At 43.6% G+C, this 24,663-nt stretch carries 21 protein-coding genes; 15 read left to right on the forward strand and 6 right to left on the reverse strand.

Translation table 11 applies throughout. The features are described from left to right. The first annotated feature begins 152 nt into the window (after positions 1–152). The 3 genes from L2W36_RS16460 (at position 153) to L2W36_RS16470 (ending at position 4,094) form a co-directional block, all read left to right on the forward strand. Positions 153–1,607: a sigma-54-dependent transcriptional regulator gene (locus tag L2W36_RS16460; protein ID WP_062460470.1), complete on the forward strand. Its 1,455-nt coding sequence runs from the start codon at positions 153–155 to the stop codon at positions 1,605–1,607. Next, complete coding sequence (locus L2W36_RS16465; protein WP_236110645.1) at positions 1,600–3,624, forward strand: sensor histidine kinase; 2,025 nt, start codon at positions 1,600–1,602, stop codon at positions 3,622–3,624. Before L2W36_RS16460 ends, L2W36_RS16465 begins: the two co-directional genes overlap by 8 nt. 242 nt (positions 3,625–3,866) lie before the next feature. Further along, positions 3,867–4,094, forward strand: coding sequence for a DUF1059 domain-containing protein (locus tag L2W36_RS16470; RefSeq protein WP_236110646.1), 228 nt, complete (start codon positions 3,867–3,869; stop codon positions 4,092–4,094). Between the two features lie 89 nt (positions 4,095–4,183). Here L2W36_RS16470 and L2W36_RS16475 read toward each other — a convergent pair whose 3' ends face one another. From L2W36_RS16475 to L2W36_RS16485, 3 genes are all read right to left on the reverse strand, one after another. Then, positions 4,184–4,522, reverse strand: coding sequence for a hypothetical protein (locus L2W36_RS16475; RefSeq protein WP_038222382.1), 339 nt, complete (start codon positions 4,520–4,522; stop codon positions 4,184–4,186). A gap of 188 nt (positions 4,523–4,710) precedes the next feature. Next, positions 4,711–5,589, reverse strand: coding sequence for a mechanosensitive ion channel family protein (locus tag L2W36_RS16480; RefSeq protein ID WP_062460461.1), 879 nt, complete (start codon positions 5,587–5,589; stop codon positions 4,711–4,713). Positions 5,590–5,597: 8 nt separating this feature from the next. After that, a complete protein-coding gene (locus L2W36_RS16485; RefSeq protein ID WP_236110647.1) occupies positions 5,598–7,940 on the reverse strand; it encodes an ATP-binding protein in 2,343 nt (780 codons plus the stop codon). 248 nt (positions 7,941–8,188) lie between these two features. On the opposite strand from L2W36_RS16485, the gene L2W36_RS16490 reads away from it, so the two are divergent. Continuing rightward, positions 8,189–9,775, forward strand: coding sequence for an ABC-F family ATPase (locus tag L2W36_RS16490; RefSeq protein ID WP_038230565.1), 1,587 nt, complete (start codon positions 8,189–8,191; stop codon positions 9,773–9,775). A 121-nt stretch (positions 9,776–9,896) separates the two neighbouring features. On the opposite strand, the gene L2W36_RS16495 is transcribed toward L2W36_RS16490, so the two are convergent. Beyond that, positions 9,897–10,724 (reverse strand): formate dehydrogenase accessory sulfurtransferase FdhD, encoded by an 828-nt coding sequence (locus tag L2W36_RS16495; RefSeq protein WP_038223221.1) that lies wholly within the window; start codon positions 10,722–10,724, stop codon positions 9,897–9,899. Between the two features lie 103 nt (positions 10,725–10,827). On the opposite strand from L2W36_RS16495, the gene L2W36_RS16500 reads away from it, so the two are divergent. From L2W36_RS16500 to cobB, 11 genes are all read left to right on the forward strand, one after another. Then, entirely contained in the window at positions 10,828–11,319 is a 492-nt protein-coding gene (locus tag L2W36_RS16500) for a DUF3305 domain-containing protein (RefSeq protein ID WP_006075141.1), read from the forward strand. Further along, positions 11,309–11,899, forward strand: coding sequence for a DUF3306 domain-containing protein (locus L2W36_RS16505; RefSeq protein ID WP_096444208.1), 591 nt, complete (start codon positions 11,309–11,311; stop codon positions 11,897–11,899). The genes L2W36_RS16500 and L2W36_RS16505 overlap by 11 nt, the downstream gene beginning before the upstream one ends. 256 nt (positions 11,900–12,155) lie before the next feature. Beyond that, positions 12,156–13,817, forward strand: a complete 1,662-nt coding sequence (locus L2W36_RS16510) for a 4Fe-4S dicluster domain-containing protein (RefSeq protein ID WP_236110648.1) — start codon at positions 12,156–12,158, stop codon at positions 13,815–13,817. 12 nt (positions 13,818–13,829) lie between these two features. Then, complete coding sequence (locus L2W36_RS16515) at positions 13,830–14,453, forward strand: TorD/DmsD family molecular chaperone (RefSeq protein WP_006075144.1); 624 nt, start codon at positions 13,830–13,832, stop codon at positions 14,451–14,453. A 56-nt stretch (positions 14,454–14,509) separates the two neighbouring features. After that, entirely contained in the window at positions 14,510–14,728 is a 219-nt protein-coding gene (locus L2W36_RS16520; RefSeq protein WP_006075145.1) for a transcriptional initiation protein Tat, read from the forward strand. 9 nt (positions 14,729–14,737) lie between these two features. After that, on the forward strand, positions 14,738–17,593 hold the full coding sequence (locus L2W36_RS16525; RefSeq protein ID WP_006075146.1) for a formate dehydrogenase subunit alpha: 2,856 nt from the start codon (positions 14,738–14,740) through the stop codon (positions 17,591–17,593). Between the two features lie 11 nt (positions 17,594–17,604). Further along, entirely contained in the window at positions 17,605–18,213 is a 609-nt protein-coding gene (gene fdh3B / locus L2W36_RS16530; RefSeq protein ID WP_006075147.1) for a formate dehydrogenase FDH3 subunit beta, read from the forward strand. An 86-nt stretch (positions 18,214–18,299) separates the two neighbouring features. Beyond that, entirely contained in the window at positions 18,300–19,301 is a 1,002-nt protein-coding gene (locus L2W36_RS16535; RefSeq protein ID WP_370736779.1) for a formate dehydrogenase subunit gamma, read from the forward strand. A 16-nt stretch (positions 19,302–19,317) separates the two neighbouring features. Next, positions 19,318–19,749 (forward strand): hypothetical protein, encoded by a 432-nt coding sequence (locus L2W36_RS16540; protein WP_006075149.1) that lies wholly within the window; start codon positions 19,318–19,320, stop codon positions 19,747–19,749. Positions 19,750–20,082: 333 nt separating this feature from the next. Then, positions 20,083–21,303, forward strand: a complete 1,221-nt coding sequence (locus tag L2W36_RS16545) for an ammonium transporter (protein ID WP_096444206.1) — start codon at positions 20,083–20,085, stop codon at positions 21,301–21,303. 167 nt (positions 21,304–21,470) lie between these two features. After that, the gene (gene cobB / locus L2W36_RS16550) at positions 21,471–22,208 is read left to right on the forward strand and encodes a Sir2 family NAD+-dependent deacetylase (RefSeq protein WP_006075151.1); all 738 of its coding nucleotides are present in this window, start codon (positions 21,471–21,473) and stop codon (positions 22,206–22,208) included. Between the two features lie 77 nt (positions 22,209–22,285). Here the strand turns inward: cobB and L2W36_RS16555 are convergent, their stop codons facing one another. After that, positions 22,286–23,323: an extracellular solute-binding protein gene (locus L2W36_RS16555; RefSeq protein WP_006075152.1), complete on the reverse strand. Its 1,038-nt coding sequence runs from the start codon at positions 23,321–23,323 to the stop codon at positions 22,286–22,288. Between the two features lie 239 nt (positions 23,324–23,562). Then, positions 23,563–24,597, reverse strand: coding sequence for an extracellular solute-binding protein (locus tag L2W36_RS16560; protein WP_006075153.1), 1,035 nt, complete (start codon positions 24,595–24,597; stop codon positions 23,563–23,565). Positions 24,598–24,663 lie beyond the last annotated feature (66 nt).

Genomic DNA, 24,663 nt, shown 5'->3' on the forward strand with positions numbered 1-24,663 from the left:
GAAAAAAAGCGGCAAAGTGCGACATTTTGCTAATATTTCTCGCAGTTAAACTACAATTAGTTTGAGCTGGGACAAAATGTCGCAACTTAACCCATGATGTTTTGTAGCAGATTGGTACACTCTGTCTCAAATAGGAACGAATACATATATTTATGACTTTTTTTCAAACCTCTGAAATTACCAACCAATTGACGTCACCATATCTCGCATTCTCTGTACTTGTCGTTGATGATGAAGTCGGCATGCAAGCCATTCTTAAAAAAGCATTGAGTAAAGGGTTTGGACAAGTCGACACTGCAGGAAGTGTTGAAGAAGCCGAACAGCTTAGGATCAACCATCACTATGATCTGATTATTCTGGATATTAACCTACCTGGTAGGTCTGGTATTGAGTGGGAAGAAGCGTTTAACGATTTAGATCGTAAAGCCGACGTGATATTTATGACTGGTTACGCCGACTTGGAGGTCGCAATCAGTGCGTTAAAATTAGGAGCGTCTGATTTTATCTTAAAGCCCTTCAACCTAGACCAAATGCTACAAGCCGTTAAACGCTGTATGGATAAGCGATTGGCTGAAAGAATTAATGTCGCTTTGAGTCATGACATTAGCCGACGTGTTAGTAAAGAAATTATCGGTCTTTCTGAAAAGACCAAGAACTTAAAACAACTCATTGGCCAATTTGCACCATCTAGAGCGTCAGTGTTGATAGAAGGTGAGTCGGGAACGGGCAAAGAGTTGGTAGCTAGAGGTATTCATACAGCCAGTAAACGCCAAGGGCCGTTTGTTGCCATAAATTGCGGTGCGCTAGCTCCAGAGCTTTTGGAAAGTGAATTGTTTGGTCACGCCGCAGGTGCTTTTACAGGTGCTAAAAAGAATCGAGAAGGGCTTTTTCGGGTAGCCAGCGGTGGAACATTATTTCTAGACGAAATAGGTGAAATGCCTCTAGCTATGCAGGCATCGCTACTGCGTGTACTGGAGCAGAGAACGGTTAGGCCTGTGGGTACAGAAAAAGAGATCAGTATTGATGTTCGAGTCGTTGCCGCAACTAATCGCAACCTACAAGAAGAAGTCGATCAAGGAAAGTTTAGACAAGATCTTTACTACCGTTTAAATGTTTTAAAAATAGAAGTGCCAGCGTTAAGAGAACGCCTTGCTGACTTATCAGATTTGGTACCTTTCTTTACTCGGTCACTTGCCAAGGAGTTAGGTGTTCCAGAACCCAAATGGGCTCATGAAGATATGCATTCTATGCAAGATTACGATTGGCCGGGTAATGTGCGTGAACTTAAGAACTTGTTAGAGCGCTGCATTCTTCTCAATAAACCGCCAGCTCACTACTTTAATGAGTTAAAAGGAGCACCGGTTAACACTTCTATCACCATGTCTGTCAACGATTTGACCACGATGCCCGCGAATTCGATGATTCAAGATGGTCAGTTTGGCTACCCTAATTCATGGTCTCTAAAAGATGTCGAAAAATCTCACATTCAACAAGTGGTAGAAGCACATTCCGGCAATAAATCGGCAGCATCGCGAGATCTAGGTGTAGCACGAAAGACGTTGGAGCGTAAGTACAAAGAGTGGGACGAAGGCTGCGTAGATGAATAAATTGATGCGCCTATGGAGCAAATGGCGCTACAGAACCAAATCAATGGTTCGATACCGCCTATTGTTTTTAACGTCAGCGCCTATTTTCCTCACTCTAATCGCACTATTTGGAATAACGGCATACTGGTCTATTCACTATACATGGCAGAGTGCGCTGATCGACGTATCTGAGCGCTTGAGCATCGTTGGCGACAAAATCGATAGCTTGCAAGATGAACAATTCGACCACATCCAAGCTTTCTCTGAATCGTATGAATTTCGGACTCGCTTGAATCATATTCAAACCAATAACGAATTTGATGTGTGGGTGAGTTCCCAACGCGAGCGTTATCAACTGGACTTCTTGCGTTGGATGCCGGCCAACAAAATTAGTCAGTCAGAATACCGAAAAATGGCACAACAACGCTCTTTCTTTGATGTGTTGTCGAGATCTGCTGCTTTTGAAATGGAACCGTCACTGGCGGAACACTCAGAAGTTTGGCAGCAAGAAAATCACGTGCTTGAGGAGCGCTCTTTGGTGAGCCGTTCTATCATCGCTGTGTTTGACGACAACAGTCACCTGTTAGGCTATTTGGATGGTGGCGTGCTGATGAACAACAACTTGGCGTTGGTGGATCGAATTCGTGACACTATTTATCCAGTGAGCAATCTTGAACGTCATATACAAGGGACGGTGACCTTGTTCTTGGACGATTTACGAATTGCGACTAATGTACCGATGGATGAGTCATACACGGGTAGACGAGCACTTGGTACCTTAGTGTCCCAAGAGGTTAGCAATGCAGTGTTAATCAAGGGAGAGAGTTGGATAGATAAAGCGTACGTTTACGACACGTGGTACATCGCTGGTTATAAGCCTATTCGTGATATCGATAATAACATTGTGGGCATTGCTTACACTGGATATCTAGTTTGGCCATTGATTAAAACTTATATCACTAATATTGGTGAGGTAAGCGTCATCATCATTGGCTTGCTATTGGTTTCGGGCTTTATTGTTTATCGTGGTGCTCGCGATCTATTTAGACCCATAGAACAGATCCACCGTGTGGTGAAAATGGTTCAGTTAGGCAAAGATGAAGAACGCATTGGTGAGTTAGGGCTGGATGATAAACACGAACTAAGTCAACTCGCTAAGCAGTTTGACAACATGCTTAATCAACTACAATTCCGTAATGAGCAGATTCAAGAAGCGGCCCATGAACTTGAAGGTAAAGTGCATTCTCGTACCGCTAGCCTAAAAGAGAAAACAGAGCAGCTTGAGTTACATATCAAGCTGTTAAACCAAACTCGAAATAAACTGGTTACCAATGAAAAGCTGGCCGCTTTAGGGGAGCTAACTGCGGGCATTGCCCATGAGATTAACAACCCAACGGCAGTTATTCTGGGTAATGTTGAGCTTATGCGCTTCGAATTGGGATCCGATGTATCTCGCGTTGAAGAAGAAATTGATGTCATATTGGCGCAAATCGACCGTATTCGAAACATTACTCGAAGTCTACTGCAATACAGTCGCCAAGGTGGTGTGCAAGATGAAGTAACATGGCAGCACGTGAATCCAATTGTGGATGAAAGCGTCACCTTGGTAAGAACTGGAGCGAAGAAACGCGACGTGGAATTCATCGTCGACCTTAATGCGAAAACGCCAGTTGAAGTGAATAGACATCAACTCCTGCAAATACTAGTCAACCTACAAATGAACGCCATTCATGCTATGCAAGGTAAGGGGCGTTTAACCGTCTTAACGGAAGATTGGGTAGAAGCAGGGCAAAGCATCGGTTCGCTTATTCATGTTATCGATGAAGGCTGTGGCATTTCTGATGCCAATATCAAACGAATTTTCGATCCATTTTTCACCACTAAGCGAGATGGTACCGGATTAGGTCTTTCTGTATCTCAGAGTATTCTGAGTCAAACGGGAGGTGAGATCCGTGTGAAGTCGAAAGTTGGCGAGGGTAGCCAGTTTACACTCTATTTGCCGCAAAAAGCAGATCATCATTTACTGGTTAGTGCTTAACGTAATAAATATGAGTGGAGTATATAAAGCGTATTACCACCAAGGACGTTCCTAACGATTGCTTAAGTTCCAAAGCTAAGGGATTGGTTCCCAGATTAGACGTTCTTGCATCACAAGGGAGTAATTTAAGCTGTTTACGCTATACCACTTACAAGGAAGTAAAGTTCATCATCTGTATAAACGTCATTCTTTCACTACCATTAGAGAGGATGAGCACTTGGTTTATATGAAGAGGGAACAAAATGAAATCAATGACTTGTAGACAACTTGGTGGGGCATGCGATGTGGTGTTTGAAGCAGAAACATTCGAACAAATTGCTGAGTTAAGTAAGCAGCACGGGATGAAAATGTATCAGAAACAAGAGCCAGCACACCTTGATGCAATGAATAAGATTCAAGCGATGATGCAAAATCCTGAGGAAATGAAAGCGTGGTATGAAGAAAAGAAGCGTGAGTTTGACGCTCTGTAATATGAGAGATGCTTGTAACTATTCACAATAGATATCTCGACGTATATCGAGATATCTTTGCATACGGTCGATGTTAATGTGGCTTGAAGCTACATGCAGATAGCGACAGTTCCAGCAACCATTAAAGTGATAATGGCGTACCACACAAATTGTGTTTTCTGATCCGCTACATTGATTCGAATGTAGTTAATTTCGTCTTTTGCCATTGCTTCGAAATCACTAAAGCTAACTTGAAAGTCACGGCTTGCGTTTACAACGTCGTTTTGCAATTTGTTAAACGTCGCTTCAATAAAATTCTTTGCTTCTCCCAGTGGTGCAGAAGAAAGTGCCATGCGGTCCCATACCGCCATTCTTGATTCAAACTCACTGTCACTAACACAGTTCAGCTTTAATAAATCATGTTCACGCTTGATGCGTTCTTTACCCATTTTATCGTAATTCAGATTCTGAAATTTGTTCACGACAATTACTCCAAAGGTTTCAGATAGGTAGTAAGCGTTATCACGCCTACTACCGTAACTGCCCGGAATAGTAGATAGGTCGTTGTGGCACATCAACTTGCAGTTTTTATCTAAACGACAAATTTCATTTGCTTAGTATGATCGTGCGGACGTTGTTAGCTTGATCTGACAGCGATTTGTGGTGGGTTAATACCATGCTTTTTAAATTCTTCCATAACTCTCAGAGTAATATCAGTTTCAAATAGTTTCTCGTAGGCGGTATCAACAACATACGCCTTACAAGTCAACTGAATCGCTAGATAATTGTCAGTGATGGTCTGTTTCACCAGAACTGTAACAGGTTTAGGCAGGTGAATGTAACGACTAGAGGAGGCCGCTTCTTGAATCAAGTTTCTCGCCAAGACGATATCTTCATTCATTCCAATATAGAACGGAATCACAACTTGCATATCGAGTGCACCGTAGTTTCCGCTAACCGTCACCTCATTAAGGAACTTGTTGTTTGGAATGGTAATGATGTCATCATTTAAGGTTCTCATACGCACAGAACGCAGCCCTATAGTCAAAATGTCGCCATAGTTACCTTCGAATGTGACGCGGTCACCTACTTGGAAAGGTCGGTCAATCATCACTGTTAGGCCTGCAATAAAGGAGGCTGCAAGGTCTTTCATCGCGAAACCTACCGAAACGGCAAGCGTACCACCTATAAGGGCAAGAATGTGGTCGTTAATTCTAAAGCTCAACATGAAAACTACGATACCAGCGGTCATGTAGATGAAGAATTGTAAGAAGGACTGTAGCTTTTGCAATAGCATTCGATATTGCACGAACTGACTACCAATGCTGTCCACCAAGGAGTTCATAAACTTAATCAGCAACCAAGTTGCCATTATGATGATGACACTGAGAACGACGCCGGACCAACGAATCAAGGTGGCAAATTGAGTAATACTGTCCACAGAAGCTACTTCTTCATTGGCAAAGCTGACAGAAGGCAGTAATAACAAAACAATGATGTAGATAAGTTGTTTCATGTAACCTCCTATTTAACCAGCAAATGTTGGCGATCCAACACGTTAGTAATGTGTCTAAACCAGTGATCGGAAATACGAGCCTTGTCCTCTTTCCACTCTATGTAACCTCGGCTTTGAAAATAACGCAATGTGCCAATAACTTCAGAGATAGTAAGTTGGGTGCAGTCGGACACATCCTCAGGAGAAGCTGCTTCCAGTTGAACGATGGAGCGTAGTATGGCCAACATCGGTTTTGGCATTTTATCGAGTTCTTCGGATTCAGGAGCATGAAAGAGGCGGACTACTACGGCATCGGTGTCTTTATTTCGTCGTAGTGAGAACCTAAAGAAACGCAAAGCAACCGTCGGGTTGCCATCGGAGTAATGCCACAAAATACGGTAGAAACCTTGTTTCGCTCGATCTTCTTCAGACTCACTATCGTTATCCCATTGCTTAGGCACAACAAGACCTTCAAAGCCAACCTTATGCTCGGGGCCTTGGTTAATTCGGCTATCTAACAAAGCGCCAATTTGCTCTTCTGACCATTTAGGAAGAAATGCAACCCAATCGAAAAGCAGACGCTCACCTCTGGCTCTATCAACAAATCGCCAACTAGCCTTCTCAATGGAAAACACCGCTCTATGGCTCTTTTTGGAACGACGCAGTAAATTGGTAAAGCGGATGAGATCGTTGAGTCCGCCCACCTTGGGCTTTACGAGTCTTTGGCAGTTATCAATTGCGATAAGATAATTGGTATTGCTTTTACGCAAATGACTGAGGATTTTCATTTCGCTTGCGTCTTCTTCCAATCCAATGCTTACAGCAAAGTGAATTAATAGCTGGTTATAACCTGCTAGAGGGCAGTTTACATAAACTGGCTCAGCATTTTTTACTTTATGCAATACCTGCTTCAGAAGCCTAGTTGCCCCAACACCTCGTTCGCCAGTGATGACGCATATAGCAGGGCTATTGGTGAGCAGGTATTTTGACAGTTGTTGAAATTCATCTTTGGCATATTCTACTAAAGGACTGAAATCATCGCCGGGTAGGACATAATCAAACGCAGAATCTCCTTTAATTCGAACTAGGTTACTGTCTGCACTGCTACCGGTTTGTTTTGCGACCTCTATTTTAAATAGGTAGGTGAGTCCCTGATTGAATACCGTATATTGAGATAAGAGCCCAATAAGGCGGTTTTTAAGGTGATGCAGTGCAATCCATAACGTCGCGAGTGAGGTGGCGATGAGGCCGACTATAAATATATCTTTTTTACTTGTCGCCCATGTCACCCATAGTGGCTTCTCGGAGATCTTCTCTAACGAACTAAAAACAGTATCTTTCCACATTACGATTACCGTGATGGTAATCAACGCGAACCACAAAGAAAAAAAGCTCGATATCCAGTAATAAATTGTTCCTTTGCCAAGAGTTTGAGCCGCTATTTGCAATACAAGACCCGCAACGATAAAGCTCCAAACGTAACGTCTAACAGTGGAAAGTCGTAGTGCGACGATCTCTTTACTGGTCGCGAAGCTATTGCGATGAACAAACTCCAAAATAAAGGAGATCGCAATAGAGCCTCCAAGTATCCACCAAGTAAATAACTCTAGATATGACAGTTGAGATAACGCTTCGATGCTACTAAGAACACGTAAAGAGACGGTAATAGCGATCAACCAAGCAATTGCTATACTTGCACGACCAAGATACCAGATAAATCGAACCCAAATCGGTGGCTTGCCTACCACAGATGCAACATGTGATTTTAGTTGATCAAATAATCGCCTTTGATTAGTCAGCCACCACATTAGAACGCAATAAATAAAGAATACCTTGATACCTACCCAAATAACGGGGACAGGGGAGATAAATATCTCCGTCACCAGGGTCTTCAAACTTCTTAACTGAAAGAAGATAAAGTATTCGGCGTTCAGAGTGGTAATACGCCACTCTTGTTTAAACTGAGTTACGCCATCTGGACCGAACCCGGTGAGTTGATCGAATGTCTTGTCTGAGGCGAGTTCTAACAAAGTTTGTTTACTATGGCTCAAACTGTTAAGTGTGAGATATTGCGTTTCAACGTCAAACCAATGTTCGTCAGTTACATCATCGCGAAACACCGCAAGTGCTTCATCGTAAGACAAGATTTCACGATCTTGTTGATCTAACGTATAAGCGAGTAGACGTCTTACCTTATTGTTGTCTTGAGGCGTTAAGAATAACTTCGCAGGTAACGCAGCGATTTCAGTAGCCAGTGATTGGGCGTCTTCAGAGGGGACAGGATTATCGTCATCTTGGTAATCCCATCGTGCAGAGGCTGGAAAGCTAAGGCAAAGCGTTAACACTGCTATCCAGAGAGATTTATTGATCATTATTAGCACACCACTGTTCGTAACTAGTTGTAACTATTTAAATTCTTAATTTAGTGTAGTTAGCGTCGCCACACTCTGCACGTGACAGCCGATAAAAAGATAGAGAATATTGCTTCACAGCTAAAAAGATGCACGTCTAGTCACCAGAATCCTACGCATCAATAGGGCGGGAATGCAGTTGTCACTTGCATCTGAAGGCAAGAGACTGTAGGGTTGCGCAGTTTTGTTTAATCTCAAAGGTAACGCTTGTGCTATCAACCGCAAATATCACTCAACAGTTTGGTGCTAAACCACTGTTTGAAAACATTTCTATCAAGTTTGGCGAAGGTAACCGTTATGGTCTGATCGGCGCGAATGGCTGTGGTAAGTCTACATTCATGAAAATCTTGAGCGGCGAGTTGGAGCCAACAAGCGGTAACGTTTCTTACGACCCTAACGAGCGAGTAGCAAAACTAAACCAGGACCAATTCGCCTATGAAGAGTTCACGGTTGTAGACACTGTTATTATGGGTCACAAAGAACTTTGGGCCATCAAGCAAGAACGTGACCGTATTTATTCTTTGGCTGAAATGAGCGAAGAAGATGGGATGAAAGTTGCGGACCTTGAAGTTCAGTTTGCTGAGCTTGATGGTTATATGGCGGAAGCAAAAGCAGGAGAACTGCTACTTGCGGTTGGTATTCCTGAAGAACAACACTTTGGATTAATGAGTGAAGTTGCTCCAGGTTGGAAGTTGCGTGTTCTATTGGCGCAAGTGCTGTTTGCAGACCCACACATCATGCTACTTGACGAACCAACCAATAACTTGGATATGGATACGATTCGTTGGCTAGAGCAGGTACTTAACCAACGTAATTGCACCATGATTATCATTTCGCACGACCGTCACTTCTTAAACAGCGTGTGTACACATATGGCTGATTTGGATTACGGTGAGCTACGTGTTTATCCGGGTAACTATGATGAATACATGTTTGCAGCTACACAAGCTCGTGAACGTCTGTTAGCTGATAACGCTAAGAAGAAAGCTCAAATTGCTGATTTACAAACGTTTGTTTCTCGTTTCTCAGCTAACGCATCGAAAGCGAAGCAAGCAACTTCTCGTGCGAAGCAAATCGATAAGATTCAGTTAGAAGAAGTGAAAGCGTCAAGCCGTCAAAACCCATTTATTCGCTTTGATCAAGAAAAAGAGCTGTTCAGAAATGCTTTGAACGTGGAAAACCTATCTAATGGTTTTGAAGAGGTATTGTGGTCTGACTTTAACGCTATCTTTGAAGTTGGCGAGCGTGTTGCAATCATCGGTGAGAATGGTGTAGGTAAAACAACGCTACTTAACACGTTAGCCGGTGAACTTGAACCGAAAACGGGTGAGTTTAAATGGTCAGAAAATGCCAATATCGGTTACTACGCCCAAGACCATGCTCATGATTTTGAAGAAGACATGAACCTGACTGATTGGATGGGTCAGTGGCGCCAAGAAGGCGATGATGAGCAAGTGGTACGTAGTTTCTTAGGACGGATGTTGTTTGGCCAAGATGATATTAAAAAGTCAGTAAAAGTGCTGTCTGGTGGTGAGCAAGGTCGTATGCTTCTGGGTAAACTTATGATGCATAAGCCGAACATGTTGTTGATGGATGAACCAACTAACCACATGGATATGGAATCTATCGAATCCTTAAACTTGGCATTAGAAAACTATAAAGGTACATTGTTTTTCGTATCACATGACCGTCAGTTTGTATCGTCAATCGCGACACGTATTCTCGAAATCAAAGACAACAAGATCTCGGATTTCAAAGGCACATACGAAGAGTTTTTAAAAGCTCGCGGTGTTTAATCATCTAGAGTACTGACCTCAGAGTCGCAATTCCTAAGTAAAACAGGAACCTCTTATAGCGACATTCGAACCAAACAAAAAGGAGTCCTAGGACTCCTTTTTTAATATCTCAAGCAACTTATTATGCTTGCTCACCTTTCACATCAAACTCAATCTTCTCCGCCCCAGTAAACACTTGGAAGCGTAATCCCTTAGCTCGAGCAATGGTGGTAATACCAAATTGTTTAGCAAGGTCTAAGCCCATTTGAGTAACGCCAGAGCGAGATAACAGGACTGGAATACCCATCTGTGCCACTTTGATAACCATCTCTGAGGTCAAACGTCCTGTGGTGTAAAAAATCTTATCCTCACCGGTTTCTTGGTTTATCCACATTTCTCCGGCAAGTGTGTCTACGGCATTGTGTCGACCAACATCTTCCACGAATGACAGTACTTTATCTTGTTGGCAAATAGCACATCCGTGAACGGCCCCCGCTTTTTTGTAGGTGTCGTTGTAGTGCGTTAGTGCTTCTAAAGTCGCATAGATTTGTGACTGTTTTAGAGGCGTTTGCGGAACTTGATAACCTTCGAGCTGTTTCATCACATTGCCGTACATTGTGCCTTGACCACAACCTGAAGTGACGGTTTTTTTCTTCAACGCTTCGTCGAGGAAATCGGTATTTTCTTTGGTAATGACGGCAGCAGAGTGAGTTTCCCAGTCGATTATCAATGATTCAATGGCATCAGGGTCAGACAAGAAACCTTGGTTTTTCAGATACCCTAGAACTAATGAGTCTGGTCTCGAGCCAAGAGTCATAAGAGTGACTATCTCTTTCCAGTTCAGCATAACGGTAAGAGGTCGTTCACAGGCAATCTGTTTGGTTAGCTTTTCTCCATATTCGTCATAGACATCGACTTCAATGGTCTGTAGGGGATTTTCGCTTGTTCTAATAATGTTGGGTTTAACCACGCGTTTATCCTTTTTGTTGGTCGCTAGCATGAGGCTATTGGCTTGATTATTGCTAAGATTGATTAAGTAAGCAAATACCAAACGCTAAAATTAGGGACATGAAATGCATCCAGAATCACCTGAATCCATTCCTAACCAAGATTCTTTGGTAGACGGTCTGATTGTCGAGAAAAACGAGCATCAATGGCCGCTACAAATCGATCTTTCCATCGTTGAAAAACAAGTGGGTCGCTGGACGACAACACAGCGAGAACTCGATGGATTTAAATTAGAAGTTACAGATATCAGCAAGCCTCATGCCACTTTGGAGCTTTATCGCGACGAGCGTACTGATTACCGATTTAACTTGAGCTCGCAAAATCCAATGTTGTTTGTTGTTTTAGATTCACATGAGGAAACCAGTTTAACGCCAATTATGGTTACGGCTTCACAAGCAGTTGCTGGCTCATTTATGGACGGTGATTATCTTGTGTTGTCAAAACCAATACCATTACCCATTCAAGCTTGGATGGAAGCTTTCATAGGTCGTCATGGAGAGTTATTGGAAGTGAGACGTAAAAAGCGTAAAGGAGCGGGGCGTTCAAGTGGCCAGTAGTTTTCTATCACGTTGGTCGCAGCGCAAGCTCGACGAGAATAAAGACGAATTAGAGCTCGACGCATTGCCAGAAAGCAATGAAGCTGATGCGGTCGCTGAGGGTAACGTAGAGTCAGAAGTTGAGCGAGAGCAAGCAGAACATGAAGAGTGCAGTTCGGAAGGTGAAAAATCACTCGATTCTGAGGTTCCTGAGAAACCCGAAGAGCTTTCAGTCTCTCAATTACTGGCTAATCCAGAGGTAGATAAAGCTGTCAAAAAGGCAGCACTGCGTAAGATGTTCATGAGTCCTGAATATAATGTTGTAGATGGACTCAACGATTATGACCATGATTATTCAGCGGTAAAACCGTTGGCGTCTGATGTGGCTGAAACATTGCGTGGCTGGATAAAAAATGTGGCGGATGAGACAGAGCCTCAAGAACCAGTTGCTTCAGCTCAACCTGAACAAGACCACAAAGACATCGAAACTCTACACACAGAAACTGAAGGGCAGGATGATATAGAGAAGTCTGAGGCGGATGCAGATTATTTCGACAACCAAGGTTTTGATGACCACGAACCAAATGACAAGACTTCGTAATCAATTGATTATGAGACAAAATTTACCACACAAAATATAGGTACATTTTGTCTCATAATATTTTCTCACCAAATGAGACATTTTGTCTCACGCGACATTTCTCCCTAATCTTCACAATGGTATTTAAGCTAATTTACTAATAAATCAGTAAATTTGGCTTTTGTACGAGTTGGAACAGATATTGCAAACAGTGATATATGGTTCATATAAAACCAATAGCTATGGAGCGTCAAGACTCCTGCACTGGAAGCAAGCAATGATAAAACAACTATTACAACAATCGACGACTCAAAATGGGCGCGCCAGAAGTTTCGCGTTTGAAAATACCGTTGAATTGTCGAATCTCATACCACCCACTGTGAGTTATGAAAGTCACGGTGATACATTAATCGTTGGTCCTACTGCCATCATAACAAGTACCGCTGAGCAGCTGTCTACTATGCATTCAGTCACTTTGTTATCGACAGATGGAGAACCATCGGACAACGGTAATCTCTATTACGCCGATAGTATCGAAATTTCCGGGTTTCTCGGAACCTTCAGTGTCCACATTCAAAATAATCAATCAGCGGTTAATCTTGCTGAAGTCTCCATTGGCCGTGATGTGTTTGATGTGGTTCTGGACTTATCTCTGAATGGCTGTATGTCGGAAGAAGTGCCTGTCCCGGGTTATTATCCAGTGGGGCGCGGGTATCCTAAACTTGCTGATGCTCTGGAGGAAATACCAGGGCTAATGGGTACGTTCGATAAGCCAAAGTTCTTTCGACTTAATACGGATTTGTGCGCGCATAGCTCTCGAGGCGTTAAAGGCTGCGAGCGTTGCGTGGATGCATGTCCAGCAGGTGCATTAAGTAGTGAAGGTAATGATAAGATCGGCCATAAGATCGAAATTAACCCTTACCTATGCCAAGGCGTTGGAACTTGTGCAACCGCTTGTCCAACCGAAGCCATTCACTATGCGCTGCCAACCCCTCAGGAGACGCAGAAGTTTATCGAACGAACTCTCGCTAACTACCATAACCAAGGTGGGGAGAAAGCGATTGTCCTTATCTGCAGCTCTCGCCACGAATCTTACAACGTTATGGCCTTGAATGTCCTTCCTGACAATGTAATTCCCGTTGTTGTCGAAGAATTACCTTCTGTGGGTATAGATACTTGGTTTGCAGCCTTGGTAAATGGTGCAACACAAGTACTGTTTGCTGCTAGTAAACATATGCCGGAAACGATTCAAACGGTGTTAAATCGCGAAGTGGGTATGGCTCAGCAGCTGCTTGATAGTTTGGGTTTGGCCCGTGAAACCATCGACATTCTTTATCTTGAGTCTTTAAGAGAAGGGCTTCCGACTCTTACTGAAGAAGACCTTGGTCTTAGACTCGGTGATATTCAAGGTGATAAAAGGGCGCGTTTGTACCACGCTCTTGATGCCTTAGTAGAACAGCGCCAAGTTGAACAGAGCATCTTGCCACTACCAACGACCGCACCATACGGCACAGTAGAGTGTGTCACAGACAAATGTACGTTATGTATGGCTTGTGTGGCCGTGTGCCCAACCAAAGCATTACACAACGATGGTGATCGACCAGCCTTAGACTTTATAGAACAAGATTGTATTCAGTGTGGCATGTGTGAAAAAGCCTGTCCTGAATCTGCTTTGTCGTTAACCCAACGTATCAATTGGGACAGTGAATCCCGCCGCTCAGCGGTGGCGCTTCATGAAGAAAAAGCGGCCGAATGCCTGCGCTGCGGTAAACCATTTGCTCCTCAATCCATGATAACCATGCTACAAGATAAGTTACGCGGTCACTCGCATTTTGATAATGAAGAGTCACTAAGACGTATCGCTATGTGTGAAGACTGTCGAGTGGTGGATGTGTTTGAAAGCATGACAGAAAACCCATCTGAGCAACTGAAATACTAGGAAGAAATGTCAATGGATAACGAATACAACGAGCTTAGAAGTGACATTTATTTGCTTATCTCAACGCTTTGTCGTGGAGCACCAGAACGTGAAACGATCGATTTTCTATCGTCCTTAGAAATCGAAGTTGGGATCAATCAAATGACGGCGGCTTGGGAACTGCTTTCTAAAGCAGCTCAAAAAGCTGAAGTCAGTGCTTTAGAAGATGAATATCAAGATTTGTTTATAGGAGTAGGAAGAGGTGAAGTTGTCCCTTTCGCTTCTTGGCACCTGACAGGTTCTTTGATGGAGAAGCCTTTAGCACTAATTAGACACGACCTAAATCAACTGGGTTTGGAGCGAGATGAATCCGTCAAAGAGCCGGAAGATCATATCTCAGCAATCAGTGAAGTGATGGCGTATTTGATCAGTCAAAACCAAGAAGAGCAAGCGAAGGCGTTTTTCAATAAACACCTTTCTCCTTGGTATCAAGATTTGTGTAGACAGATTGATTGCGCAAAAAGTGCGCAGTTTTACCGAGCTGTTTCTACACTTATGGAAGCGTTTTTCGATGTGGAGCAGGTGAAATATGCTGAAAGCATAAGCTCTACGCAGACGAAAATGAAGATAGACGTTAAGAACATAACCACAAAGTAATGTCCGCGAACTAGAGATGCCATCTCACGGATAGGCATCCACTCAGGGAGCAATATATGAGCAAAGCAAAACAAAACGGCGAACAGCCACAACTTAATGAAGGTCGCAGAAATCTCTTAAAGGGGTTAACGACAGCGGCTGTAGCCGGAGCCGTAATTTCTGGCACTGCGAAAGCAGCAACAAATACTGAACTTGTTGATGTTAAGCAGGATGACCAAGACAAAAGTGGTTATCGTGAAACGCAACACGTCAAAGACTATTACGACACACTCTAGGAGCATCTCATGAAATTGACCAAACGCTCCGAGAGCGTCAGCAAAAATGAAAACAAGTTAGGTCTAAGCCGCCGAGCTTTCATGCGTAATTCATCCATTGCCGCTGGTGGTTTAGCGGCAGGTGCCTATACGTTTGCACCAGGAATGATTAAAAAAGCCGAAGCGAAAGAAGTGCCAATCGATGCGAAAACAGAAGTAAAACGTACTATCTGTTCTCACTGCTCGGTAGGTTGCGGTGTATACGCAGAAGTTCAAAATGGCGTTTGGACCGGCCAAGAACCCGCTTTTGATCACCCTTTTAACGCCGGCGGTCACTGTGCGAAAGGCGCTGCTTTGCGTGAGCACGGACATGGCGAACGTCGTCTAAAATACCCAATGGTATTGGAAGGTGGTAAGTGGAAAAAGCTCTCTTGGGACGAAGCTATCGAACAGATTGGTAACAAGGTTCTTGAAATCCGCAAAGAGTCGGGCCCTGATTCGGTTTATTGGTTGGGCAGTGCCAAGCACAACAATGAACAAGCCTATATGTTCAGAAAGATGGCATCGCTTTGGGGTACGAATAACGTCGACCACCAAGCCCGTATTTGTCACTCTACAACCGTATCAGGTGTTGCAAACACTTGGGGTTACGGTGCGATGACGAACTCTTTCAATGACATGCATAACTGTAAATCCATGCTGTTCATTGGTTCTAACCCAGCAGAAGCGCACCCTGTTGCAATGCAGCACATTCTGATCGCTAAAGAAAAGAATGGATGTAAGATTGTTGTTGCGGACCCTCGTCGAACCCGCACAGCTGCAAAATCTGATCATTTTTGCTCACTGCGTCCGGGTACTGACGTAGCGTTCATCTGGGGTATTTTGTGGCATGTCTTTGAGAACAACTGGGAAGACAAAGAGTTTATTCGCCAACGTGTATTCGGTATGGACGAAATCCGTACGGAAGTCGCGAAATGGAATCCGAAAGAAGTCGAGCGTGTAACAGGTGTGAGTGAAGCAGATGTCTACAAAGCTGCGAAGATCCTGTCTGAAAACCGTCCAGGAAGCATCATTTGGTGTATGGGTGGTACTCAACATACGACGGGTAACAACAATACTCGTGCTTACTGTGTTCTGGAGTTAGCGTTAGGTAATATTGGCCGTTCTGGCGGTGGTGCTAATATCTTCCGTGGTCACGATAACGTTCAAGGTGCAACAGACCTTGGTGTGCTATCTCATACGCTACCAGGCTATTACGGTCTAGCAGACGGCTCATGGAAACACTGGGCTAAAGTATGGGACGTTGATTACGAATGGATCAAAGAACGTTTTGACCAAAACGAGTATCGCGGCAAGAAACCGATGAACAACATGGGTATTCCTGTTTCTCGTTGGATTGATGGTGTTCTTGAAAATAAAGACAACATCGAGCAAAACGATAATATTCGCGCAATGTTCTACTGGGGTCATGCGGTTAACTCGCAAACTCGTGGTGTTGAGATGCAAAAAGCAATGCAAAAGCTCGACATGATGGTTATTGTTGACCCATATCCAACACACGCTGCGGTTATGAACAACCGTACTGATGGTGTGTATCTTCTGCCAGCAACGACTCAGTTTGAAACTCACGGCTCTGTAACAGCTTCAAACCGTTCACTTCAGTGGCGTGACCAAGTCATTGAACCTTTGTTCGACTCAAAACCTGACCACGAGATCATGTACCTTCTGACTAAGAAGCTTGGTTTTGAACAGCAGTTGTTCAAGAACATTAAAGTCGAAAATAACCAGCCAAACATTGAAGACATTACTCGTGAATTCAATAAAGGCATGTGGACCATTGGCTATACCGGTCAAAGCCCAGAGCGTTTGAAACTGCATCAACAAAACTGGCATACGTTCCACAAAACTTCACTGGAAGCCGAGGGCGGTCCTATCAATGGTGAAACCTACGGTCTTCCATGGCCATGTTGGGGTACACCTGAGATGAAACACCCAGGTACTCATATTCTTTATGATACTTCGAAACCTGTGGCGCAAGGTGGTGGTAACTTCCGTGCTCGCTTTGGTGTGGAATTCGAAGGTAAGAGCTTGCTTGCAGAAGACAGCTACTCGCTAGGCTGTGAACTTGAGGATGGCTATCCAGAGTTCAGCGACAAGCTCATTAAACAATTGGGTTGGTGGGGCGATCTAACACCAGAAGAGCAAGCAGCTGCAGAAGGCAAGAACTGGAAGACCGACCTATCAGGTGGTATCCAGCGCGTCGCGATTAAGCATGGTTGCATGCCATTTGGTAATGCTAAAGCTCGTACAATTGTCTGGACGTTCCCTGACCGTGTTCCTTTACACCGTGAGCCGCTTTATACGCCAAGACGTGATCTTGTTGTTGACTACCCAACATGGGATGACAGCGAATCAATTTACCGTCTACCAACCATGTATAAGTCGATTCAGGATCAGGACAAATCGGAAGAGTATCCAATCGTACTGACTTCTGGGCGTCTGGTTGAATACGAAGGTGGTGGTGAAGAAACACGTTCAAACCCTTGGCTAGCTGAACTACAACGTGAAATGTTTGTTGAAGTTAACCCTAAAGATGCCAATGACATCGGTTTTAAAGATGGTGACATGGTATGGGTTGAAGGTGCAGAGAAAGGACGAATCAAAGTCAAGGCGATGGTGACACCTCGTGTGAAACCAGGCTTGGCGTTTATTCCTTTCCACTTCGGCGGTAAGTTCCAAGGTGAAGATCTTCGTTCTAAATACCCAGAGGGTTGTGACCCTTACGTCATAGGTGAAGCAGCGAATACTGCAACAACCTATGGTTATGATCCGGTGACTCAGATGCAAGAAACTAAAGTCACTCTCTGTAACATCACGAAAGCGTAAGGAGTCATAAAATGGCTAGAATGAAATTCCTATGTGACACCAAGCGTTGTATTGAATGTAACGGCTGTGTCACTGCATGTAAAAACGAAAACGATGATGCGCTTGAGTGGGGCATCCAACGTAGACGTGTTGTAACATTAAACGACGGCCTACCTGGTGAAAACTCAATTTCGGTTGCTTGTATGCACTGTACAGACGCGCCATGTATGGCGGTGTGTCCAGCAGACTGTTTTGAGCATACTGAAGATGGCATCGTGCTTCACAACAAAGACCTTTGTATCGGTTGTGGCTATTGCTTATTTGCATGTCCATTTGGTGCTCCGCAATTCCCGAAACAAGCAGCATTTGGCGAACGCGGTAAGATGGACAAATGTACATTCTGCGCTGGCGGTCCTGAAACAGAAGACAACTCTGAAGAGGAACGCGCAAAATACGGAGCTAACCGTATAGCAGAGGGCAAGCTACCAATGTGTGCTGAATTGTGCTCAACAAAAGCATTGTTAGCGGGTGATGCGGAAAAAGTGTCTGATATCTTCCGTCAACGTGTTGTAGAGCGCGGTGCTAAGAATGCTGGCTGGACTGACGGCAATGATCTGGCTTACGACGCAACGAAAAGCTAATGGAGAGCTCTATGCCTATTTTGTTTAAAGAACAAGGTTTGCTTAGAAAATTGGCTCTCTCACTGCTGCCTTTATTGGCAGCAGTGATGCTTGTACTGTCGTTTGGAGTAAGAGCAGAAGAGAGTAAAAGCAATCAAGTCGTTAGAGGTGAGATGACGCAACTCGCGGGTGCGGATTATTGGCGTCATGTGAAAGAAGGGGTGGAAGGTACAACAACGTCTGCTTCTCCTGAACATGGTGTGTTAATCAGTACACCAGGGGAAACGTGGTTTATCCTCAAAGAGAAATGGATGTCACCTGCTGCAGCTGTCGCAATCTTTGGCAGCATCAGTATGGTGGTATTGATGTACTTCTTAGTTGGCCCTTTGAAACTAAGCGGGGCTCGTACCGGCAAAAAGCTACGTCGTTGGTCAAGAATGGACCGTGCTCTCCACTGGAGTATGGCGTTTACCTTTCTTACGTTGGCATTTAGTGGCTTAATGCTTGTTTATGGCAAACACTTTATGAAGCCTTATGTACCGACCGAGCTTTGGGGTTGGACGGTGTATCTTGCTAAGCAGTATCACAACTACATGGGACCAATATTCTTTATTCTGCTATTTGCTGTTCTATTTAAATGGTGGAGAAAGTCCATCTTTAATAAGACAGACATGCAATGGTTCATGAAACTTGGTGGGATGGTTGGTAAACATAAAGGTTCGCACCCATCTGCTGGATTCTCCAATGGTGGTGAAAAAGCGATTTACTGGTTGCTTATCTTCTTTGGAGCTATCGCGGCAGTGAGTGGCCTTATTCTCGATTTCCCTATCTTTGGACAAACGAGAAAAGATATGGAGCTATCTAACTTAGTTCACATGTTCTCAGCTCTTATACTGATTTGTGGATTCGTATTCCATATCTATATCGGTCTATTCGGTATGGAAGGGGCGTTAGAAGGTATGGTTACTGGTGACGTTGACGAAACTTGGGCAAAAGAACACCATGATCTTTGGTACGAGGAAATGAAGCAAGGTCAAAGTGGTGAAGGTACAGCGACGACAAACGAAGCCAAACCTGATTCCGTCAAACCAGAGCAGAAATTAACGTAAAGGGGTAGAGGACTTTATGCACCAACATCATAAAGGTATTTGGGTGGCGTATATCTTAAGTTTGTTTACGCCGTTTACTTTGTTACTGTCTGGCGTGATTGCCATCATCTATGCAGGTTACCGTTTAGACAAAGGTGAAGATAGCGAAGTAGTAAACTCTCACTATTATGGTTTAATTCGCACGTTCTTTTTAAACCTAACTTTCTTTGTTGTTTTAATCGTAACGGTAGCAACATCGAACGGGCTATTAAAAGGTGTGACTAACTACTGGTACAAAGCCAGTTGGATAGACCAAATTGCAAATATTATTCCTTACATTGGGATGTTATTTGCTGCTGTCGCGATTGTTATGTGGATCATTCGCATGTTCATGGGAATGAGCAAGCTGAATCAAAATATCGCGATGACATTTGGTAATACCGAACAACCTATACAACACTTACCATAGCGTCGAAAAGCTCCTTTTAAGGAGCTTTTCTTTTATCCCCCATTTCTCGCTATAACAACATTGCTACATATTAGTGCGTACCATTTTGGTGCTGTTTCACTATATTGGTGCGATTTTAAAGCCCGCGCGTCCTACCTTACTGATTAGCAAACATGTATTTATCCAAATATTCAATAACTTAGTGATTATCTTGTGTTTGGACAATAAGTGGAATGCTAATTGCCTTATACAACGTTCGATTTTAGCGCTCCCTATTTTGGTGTGCTTAAAGAATAAGAAGCACAGATATTGTGCATTACATGGATTGAATCGTTGCAAAGGAGTAATTAGTACATGACCACTTCGGTAGAGCAGGTACATGGAGCCGTACAAACACTAACGCAAAGCTCAGACACACTATTTTTACTATTGGGCGCCATCATGGTGTTTTTAATGCACGCAGGCTTTGCGTTCCTAGAAGTGGGAACCGTTCGCCATAAAAACCAAGTAAACGCTTTGGTAAAGATACTCGCCGATTTTGGTGTCTCGGCAATCGCTTACTTTTTTATCGGTTATTGGGTTGCATACGGGGGCACTTTCTTTGCAGATGCGGAGACATTGTCACAAGGCAACGGATATGAGCTAGTGAAGTTCTTTTTCTTACTGACATTTGCCGCAGCAATCCCCGCCATTGTTTCTGGTGGTATTGCTGAGCGAGCTCGTTTTTACCCAATTCTTCTTGCCACTTTTTTTACGGTTGGTATCGTCTATCCATTATTCGAAGGTATGATTTGGAACGGTAACTTCGGATTCCAAAACTGGTTAGAACAGAGCTTCGGCGCCGGATTTCATGACTTTGCTGGTTCAGTCGTTGTACATGGCGTTGGCGGTTGGATCGCGCTAGTCGCGGTTATCTTTTTAGGAATGCGCAAAGGACGAGTTCGTGCGGGCAAGCATACTAACTTTGCACCTTCTAACATTCCTTTCTTAGCATTAGGTGCTTGGATACTTAGTGTCGGCTGGTTTGGCTTTAACGTGATGTCAGCGCAAACTTTGGAAGGCATCAGTGGCCTTGTTGCAATGAATTCGCTGATGGCGATGGTGGGCGGTATCTTGGCGTCGCTAATTGTCGGAAGAAATGACCCTGGCTTTATCCATAATGGTCCGTTAGCTGGTTTAGTGGCTATTTGTGCAGGTTCCGATTTGATGCATCCAATTGGCGCACTAGTTACTGGTTCAGTTGCTGGAGCATTGTTTGTTTGGGTGTTCACCTACTTACAGAATAAAACTAAGATCGACGATGTATTAGGCGTGTGGCCTTTGCATGGGCTTTGCGGCGTATGGGGTGGTATTGCTGCCGGGATATTTGGACAGCAAGCTTTGGGCGGGTTAGGGGGCGTTAGTTTCGCTTCTCAGCTTATTGGCACGGTCACGGGCGTGGTCGTTGCGGTAATCGGTGCAGGGATAGTATATGGCATTCTGGATAAAGTAGCCGGATTACGACTCTCTGAAGAAGATGAATTTAACGGAGCGGATCTGGCGATCCATAGAATATCCGCCACTAACGAAGACTAAGTACATAAGAGCACCCGAAGAAATACTTGGGTGCTCATCATATTCCCACTATCTAACTTACTGAATCTAAGTAAATTTAGACTATGGTCTAATCCCCAAAACTACTGTTGTTATTGCTTCCGTGTTACTCTTATTAAAACAACGATAAGTCAGCACAAGGAGTGTTTATGAAGTTTCCCTATAAAAATGTTGTCGTTTTAACCGGGGCAGGTATTTCGGCAGAATCAGGAATACAGACTTTTCGTGCACAAGATGGACTTTGGGAAAATCATCGCATCGAAGATGTAGCGACCCCTGAAGGATTTGCGAGAAACCCAGAGTTAGTCCAAAGCTTCTACAATCAACGACGTCAGAAGCTTCAACAAACCGATATCCGACCTAATGCGGCTCATATTGCTCTTGGGGACCTAGAAAGGCAGTTAGAGGGGACAGTAACGGTTATCACACAAAACATCGATAACCTTCATGAGCGTGGCGGTAGTGAGAATATCATCCATATGCACGGAGAGTTGCTTCGTGCTCGCTGCTCTGAGTCAGGGCAGGTCGTCGAAATGGTGAATGACATCGAAACGGGTGATTTGTGCCATTGTTGCCAGATTCCATCACAAATGCGCCCTCATATAGTTTGGTTTGGCGAAATGCCGTTAAAAATGGGTGATATCTATGCGGCATTAGAAAAAGCAGACTTGTTCATATCTATAGGTACCTCTGGGGTAGTTTATCCTGCAGCAGGTTTTGTCCATGACGCAAAAATGCATGGCGCGCATACGATTGAAATTAACTTAGAACCTAGTGCGGTTCAAAGTGAGTTTGAAGAGAAGCGCTATGGCAAGGCAAGCATAGAAGTGCCAAAACTGGTCAGAGAGATTTTAGCGTTACAGACCGAAGATAAGGCAGCTTCATAAGGTCATCGATTGTCGACTTAAATAAAAATAGCCCTCGTACTTGAGGGCTATTTTATTATTCATTGAAAAAACTGTGCTTAGTTGTCTACTTTTAGCTTTTGGAAGTACTCTTCGTACAGCGCACCAGCTTCGCCAACTTCATCTTGCCATGTACCTGAATCCATCACTTCTTGTGGTGGGAACACGTTTGGATCGTTAGCAAACTCTTTTGGAAGTAGAGGATAAGCCGTCTTAACTGGAGTCGGATAGCCAATCTCTAAAGCAATTTTCGCTGCATTTTCTGGACGCAATAAGAAGTCGATCATCTTGTGTGCAGCATCAACGTTTTTGGCGCCTGAAGGGATAGCAAGACTGTCCATCCAGAAAATTGCACCTTTCTCAGGCCAAACAATATCAATTGACGCACCTTCTTGACGGGCCATGTACGCTGAACCGTTCCATAGCATGCCAAGTGACACTTCACCAGCAAGGTACGGGTTAGCAGGGAAATCAGAGTTAAACACCAAAACGTTTGGTACTAGCTTTCTTAGTTCTTCATACGCTGCTTTGATTTCGTCTGGATTTGTAGTATTCGGTGAATAACCTAATTTAGTCAATGCAATATGGAATACTTCACGAGAGTCATCCATCATCATCAACTGGCCTTCCCACTGAGGATCCCAAAGGTCATCCCAAGAGCTTACTGCTGATTTATCAAGCATGTCAGTATTGATACCAATACCGGTTGCACCCCAGATATAAGGGATTGAGTATTTGTTATCTGGATCAAAAGGTTTGTCTAAATAATTAGGATCCAAATCTTTAAAGTGAGTAAGTTTTTCTTTATCAATCTCTTGAAGCATGCCTTCTTTACGCATCTTAGACACGAAGTAGGTCGATGGTACGACAAGATCGTAACCTGAACCTTGGGTCTTTAGCTTAGCGTACATGCTTTCGTTGGATTCATAAGTAGAGTAGATGACTTTGATACCAGTTTCTTTGGTAAAGTCTTCTAGTACTTCGCTAGGAATGTATTCAGACCAGTTGTAGAAGTAAAGTTCTTCGTTGGCTGCAAACGCCGGGGTAGTGAGAAGAGTCGCCGCACAAAGTGCGCCTGCATACAATTTGCTTTTCATTACTTTTCCGTTTGTATTGGTAGACAAAGAGTCTCTAGGAGACATGACAATATAGGAAAGTAGGGGTTCCTATATTACTTTGCACGCCATCATTATTTGATGTGCATCACAACATTATATCAGTCAATGATTGAATACTCTATGTAGGAATTTACAAAAATTAAACGTTTAGAATGATATAGCAGCTCAATCATGAAAAAAGGTGGCAAATGCCACCTTTTTGTCAATTTCGCTATGAGTTACTGACCAGCTTTGAGCTTCAAGAAATAATCTTCATAAACCACAGTTTTATCACCAACAGCGTCTTGCCATTCAACGCGATCTAAGTCTTCTTGAGAAGGGAATAGAGCAGGGCTGTCCTTGAACTTTTCATTTGATGCTTTAACGGCTGTTAAGTAACCAGTATCTCGAGAAATTTGTTCAGCAATTTCAGGACGCAGCAAGAAATCTATCATCTTATGAGCCGCTTCGACGTTTCTCGCTCCAGAGCTAATTGCGAAATTGTCTACCCAACCAATGCCACCTTCTTTAGGGAATACAAGCTTGATTGGAAGTCCTTCGTTTTGCGCTGCAGCGGCTGAACCGTTCCAAAGCATACCAACACCAACTTCGCCAGACATGTATGGTGCACCTGGGTTATCAGAGTTAAATACCAATACGTTTGGCATCAGTTTTTGTAATTCGGTGTACGCCTCGTCGATCTGTGCTTTATCCGTGGTGTTACCCGAGTAACCAAGTTTACGTAAAGCAATATGGAATACTTCACGAGTATCATCCATAAGCATCAATTGACCTTCTAGCTCTGGTTTCCAAAGGTCAGCCCAGCTAGTAAACTCTTCTGGGTCATACATGTCTGTATTGACGGCTAAACCTGTAATCGCAACTACGTGTGGAATAGAGTAGTCATTGTTAGGGTCGTATGGCTTATCCAAGTAGTTAGAATCTAGGTTGCTGAAATTCGACAGCTTTGATTTGTCAATTTTCTGTAGCATACCTTCATCGCGCATTTTCGCTACGAAGTAGGTTGAAGGAACAACTAAGTCGTAACCCTTGTTATGCGTTTTTAGCTTTGCATATAAAGTTTCGTTCGACTCATAAGTTGAGTAGATCACTTTAATGCCAGTTTCTTTAGTAAATTGTTCTAGGATGCTGCTATTGATATACGGCCCCCAGTTCATAAATACTAATTCTTGATCATCTTTAGCACTCGCTGCTCCTGAAAGTAGAGAGAGTGCACATGCACTACCAGCTAATAAAGTAGCCCATTTTTTCATTGACGTTAGCTCCAAAACAAACGCTGCCCGAAGGCATAGATAGAAAAAGAGCAGAATGTCGACGCC

The sequence above is a fragment of the Vibrio sp. McD22-P3 genome, assembly GCF_021568915.1.
Lineage (GTDB): Bacteria > Pseudomonadota > Gammaproteobacteria > Enterobacterales > Vibrionaceae > Vibrio > Vibrio mediterranei.

Excerpts from the sequence above, each read along its gene's own strand:
- L2W36_RS16515 (WP_006075144.1), top strand. The coding sequence starts at position 13,830 with ATGGATAACGAATACAACGAGCTTAGAAGTGACATTTATTTGCTTATC.
- L2W36_RS16560 (WP_006075153.1), bottom strand. The coding sequence starts at position 24,597 with ATGAAAAAATGGGCTACTTTATTAGCTGGTAGTGCATGTGCACTCTCT.
- L2W36_RS16535 (WP_370736779.1), top strand. The coding sequence starts at position 18,300 with ATGCTTGTACTGTCGTTTGGAGTAAGAGCAGAAGAGAGTAAAAGCAAT.
- cobB (WP_006075151.1), top strand. The coding sequence starts at position 21,471 with ATGAAGTTTCCCTATAAAAATGTTGTCGTTTTAACCGGGGCAGGTATT.
- L2W36_RS16555 (WP_006075152.1), bottom strand. The coding sequence starts at position 23,323 with ATGAAAAGCAAATTGTATGCAGGCGCACTTTGTGCGGCGACTCTTCTC.
- L2W36_RS16475 (WP_038222382.1), bottom strand. The coding sequence starts at position 4,522 with ATGGGTAAAGAACGCATCAAGCGTGAACATGATTTATTAAAGCTGAAC.
- L2W36_RS16460 (WP_062460470.1), top strand. The coding sequence starts at position 153 with ATGACTTTTTTTCAAACCTCTGAAATTACCAACCAATTGACGTCACCA.
- L2W36_RS16500 (WP_006075141.1), top strand. The coding sequence starts at position 10,828 with ATGCATCCAGAATCACCTGAATCCATTCCTAACCAAGATTCTTTGGTA.
- L2W36_RS16540 (WP_006075149.1), top strand. The coding sequence starts at position 19,318 with ATGCACCAACATCATAAAGGTATTTGGGTGGCGTATATCTTAAGTTTG.
- L2W36_RS16525 (WP_006075146.1), top strand. The coding sequence starts at position 14,738 with ATGAAATTGACCAAACGCTCCGAGAGCGTCAGCAAAAATGAAAACAAG.
- L2W36_RS16465 (WP_236110645.1), top strand. The coding sequence starts at position 1,600 with ATGAATAAATTGATGCGCCTATGGAGCAAATGGCGCTACAGAACCAAA.
- L2W36_RS16485 (WP_236110647.1), bottom strand. The coding sequence starts at position 7,940 with ATGATCAATAAATCTCTCTGGATAGCAGTGTTAACGCTTTGCCTTAGC.
- L2W36_RS16470 (WP_236110646.1), top strand. The coding sequence starts at position 3,867 with ATGAAATCAATGACTTGTAGACAACTTGGTGGGGCATGCGATGTGGTG.
- L2W36_RS16545 (WP_096444206.1), top strand. The coding sequence starts at position 20,083 with ATGACCACTTCGGTAGAGCAGGTACATGGAGCCGTACAAACACTAACG.
- L2W36_RS16510 (WP_236110648.1), top strand. The coding sequence starts at position 12,156 with ATGATAAAACAACTATTACAACAATCGACGACTCAAAATGGGCGCGCC.
- fdh3B (WP_006075147.1), top strand. The coding sequence starts at position 17,605 with ATGGCTAGAATGAAATTCCTATGTGACACCAAGCGTTGTATTGAATGT.
- L2W36_RS16520 (WP_006075145.1), top strand. The coding sequence starts at position 14,510 with ATGAGCAAAGCAAAACAAAACGGCGAACAGCCACAACTTAATGAAGGT.
- L2W36_RS16480 (WP_062460461.1), bottom strand. The coding sequence starts at position 5,589 with ATGAAACAACTTATCTACATCATTGTTTTGTTATTACTGCCTTCTGTC.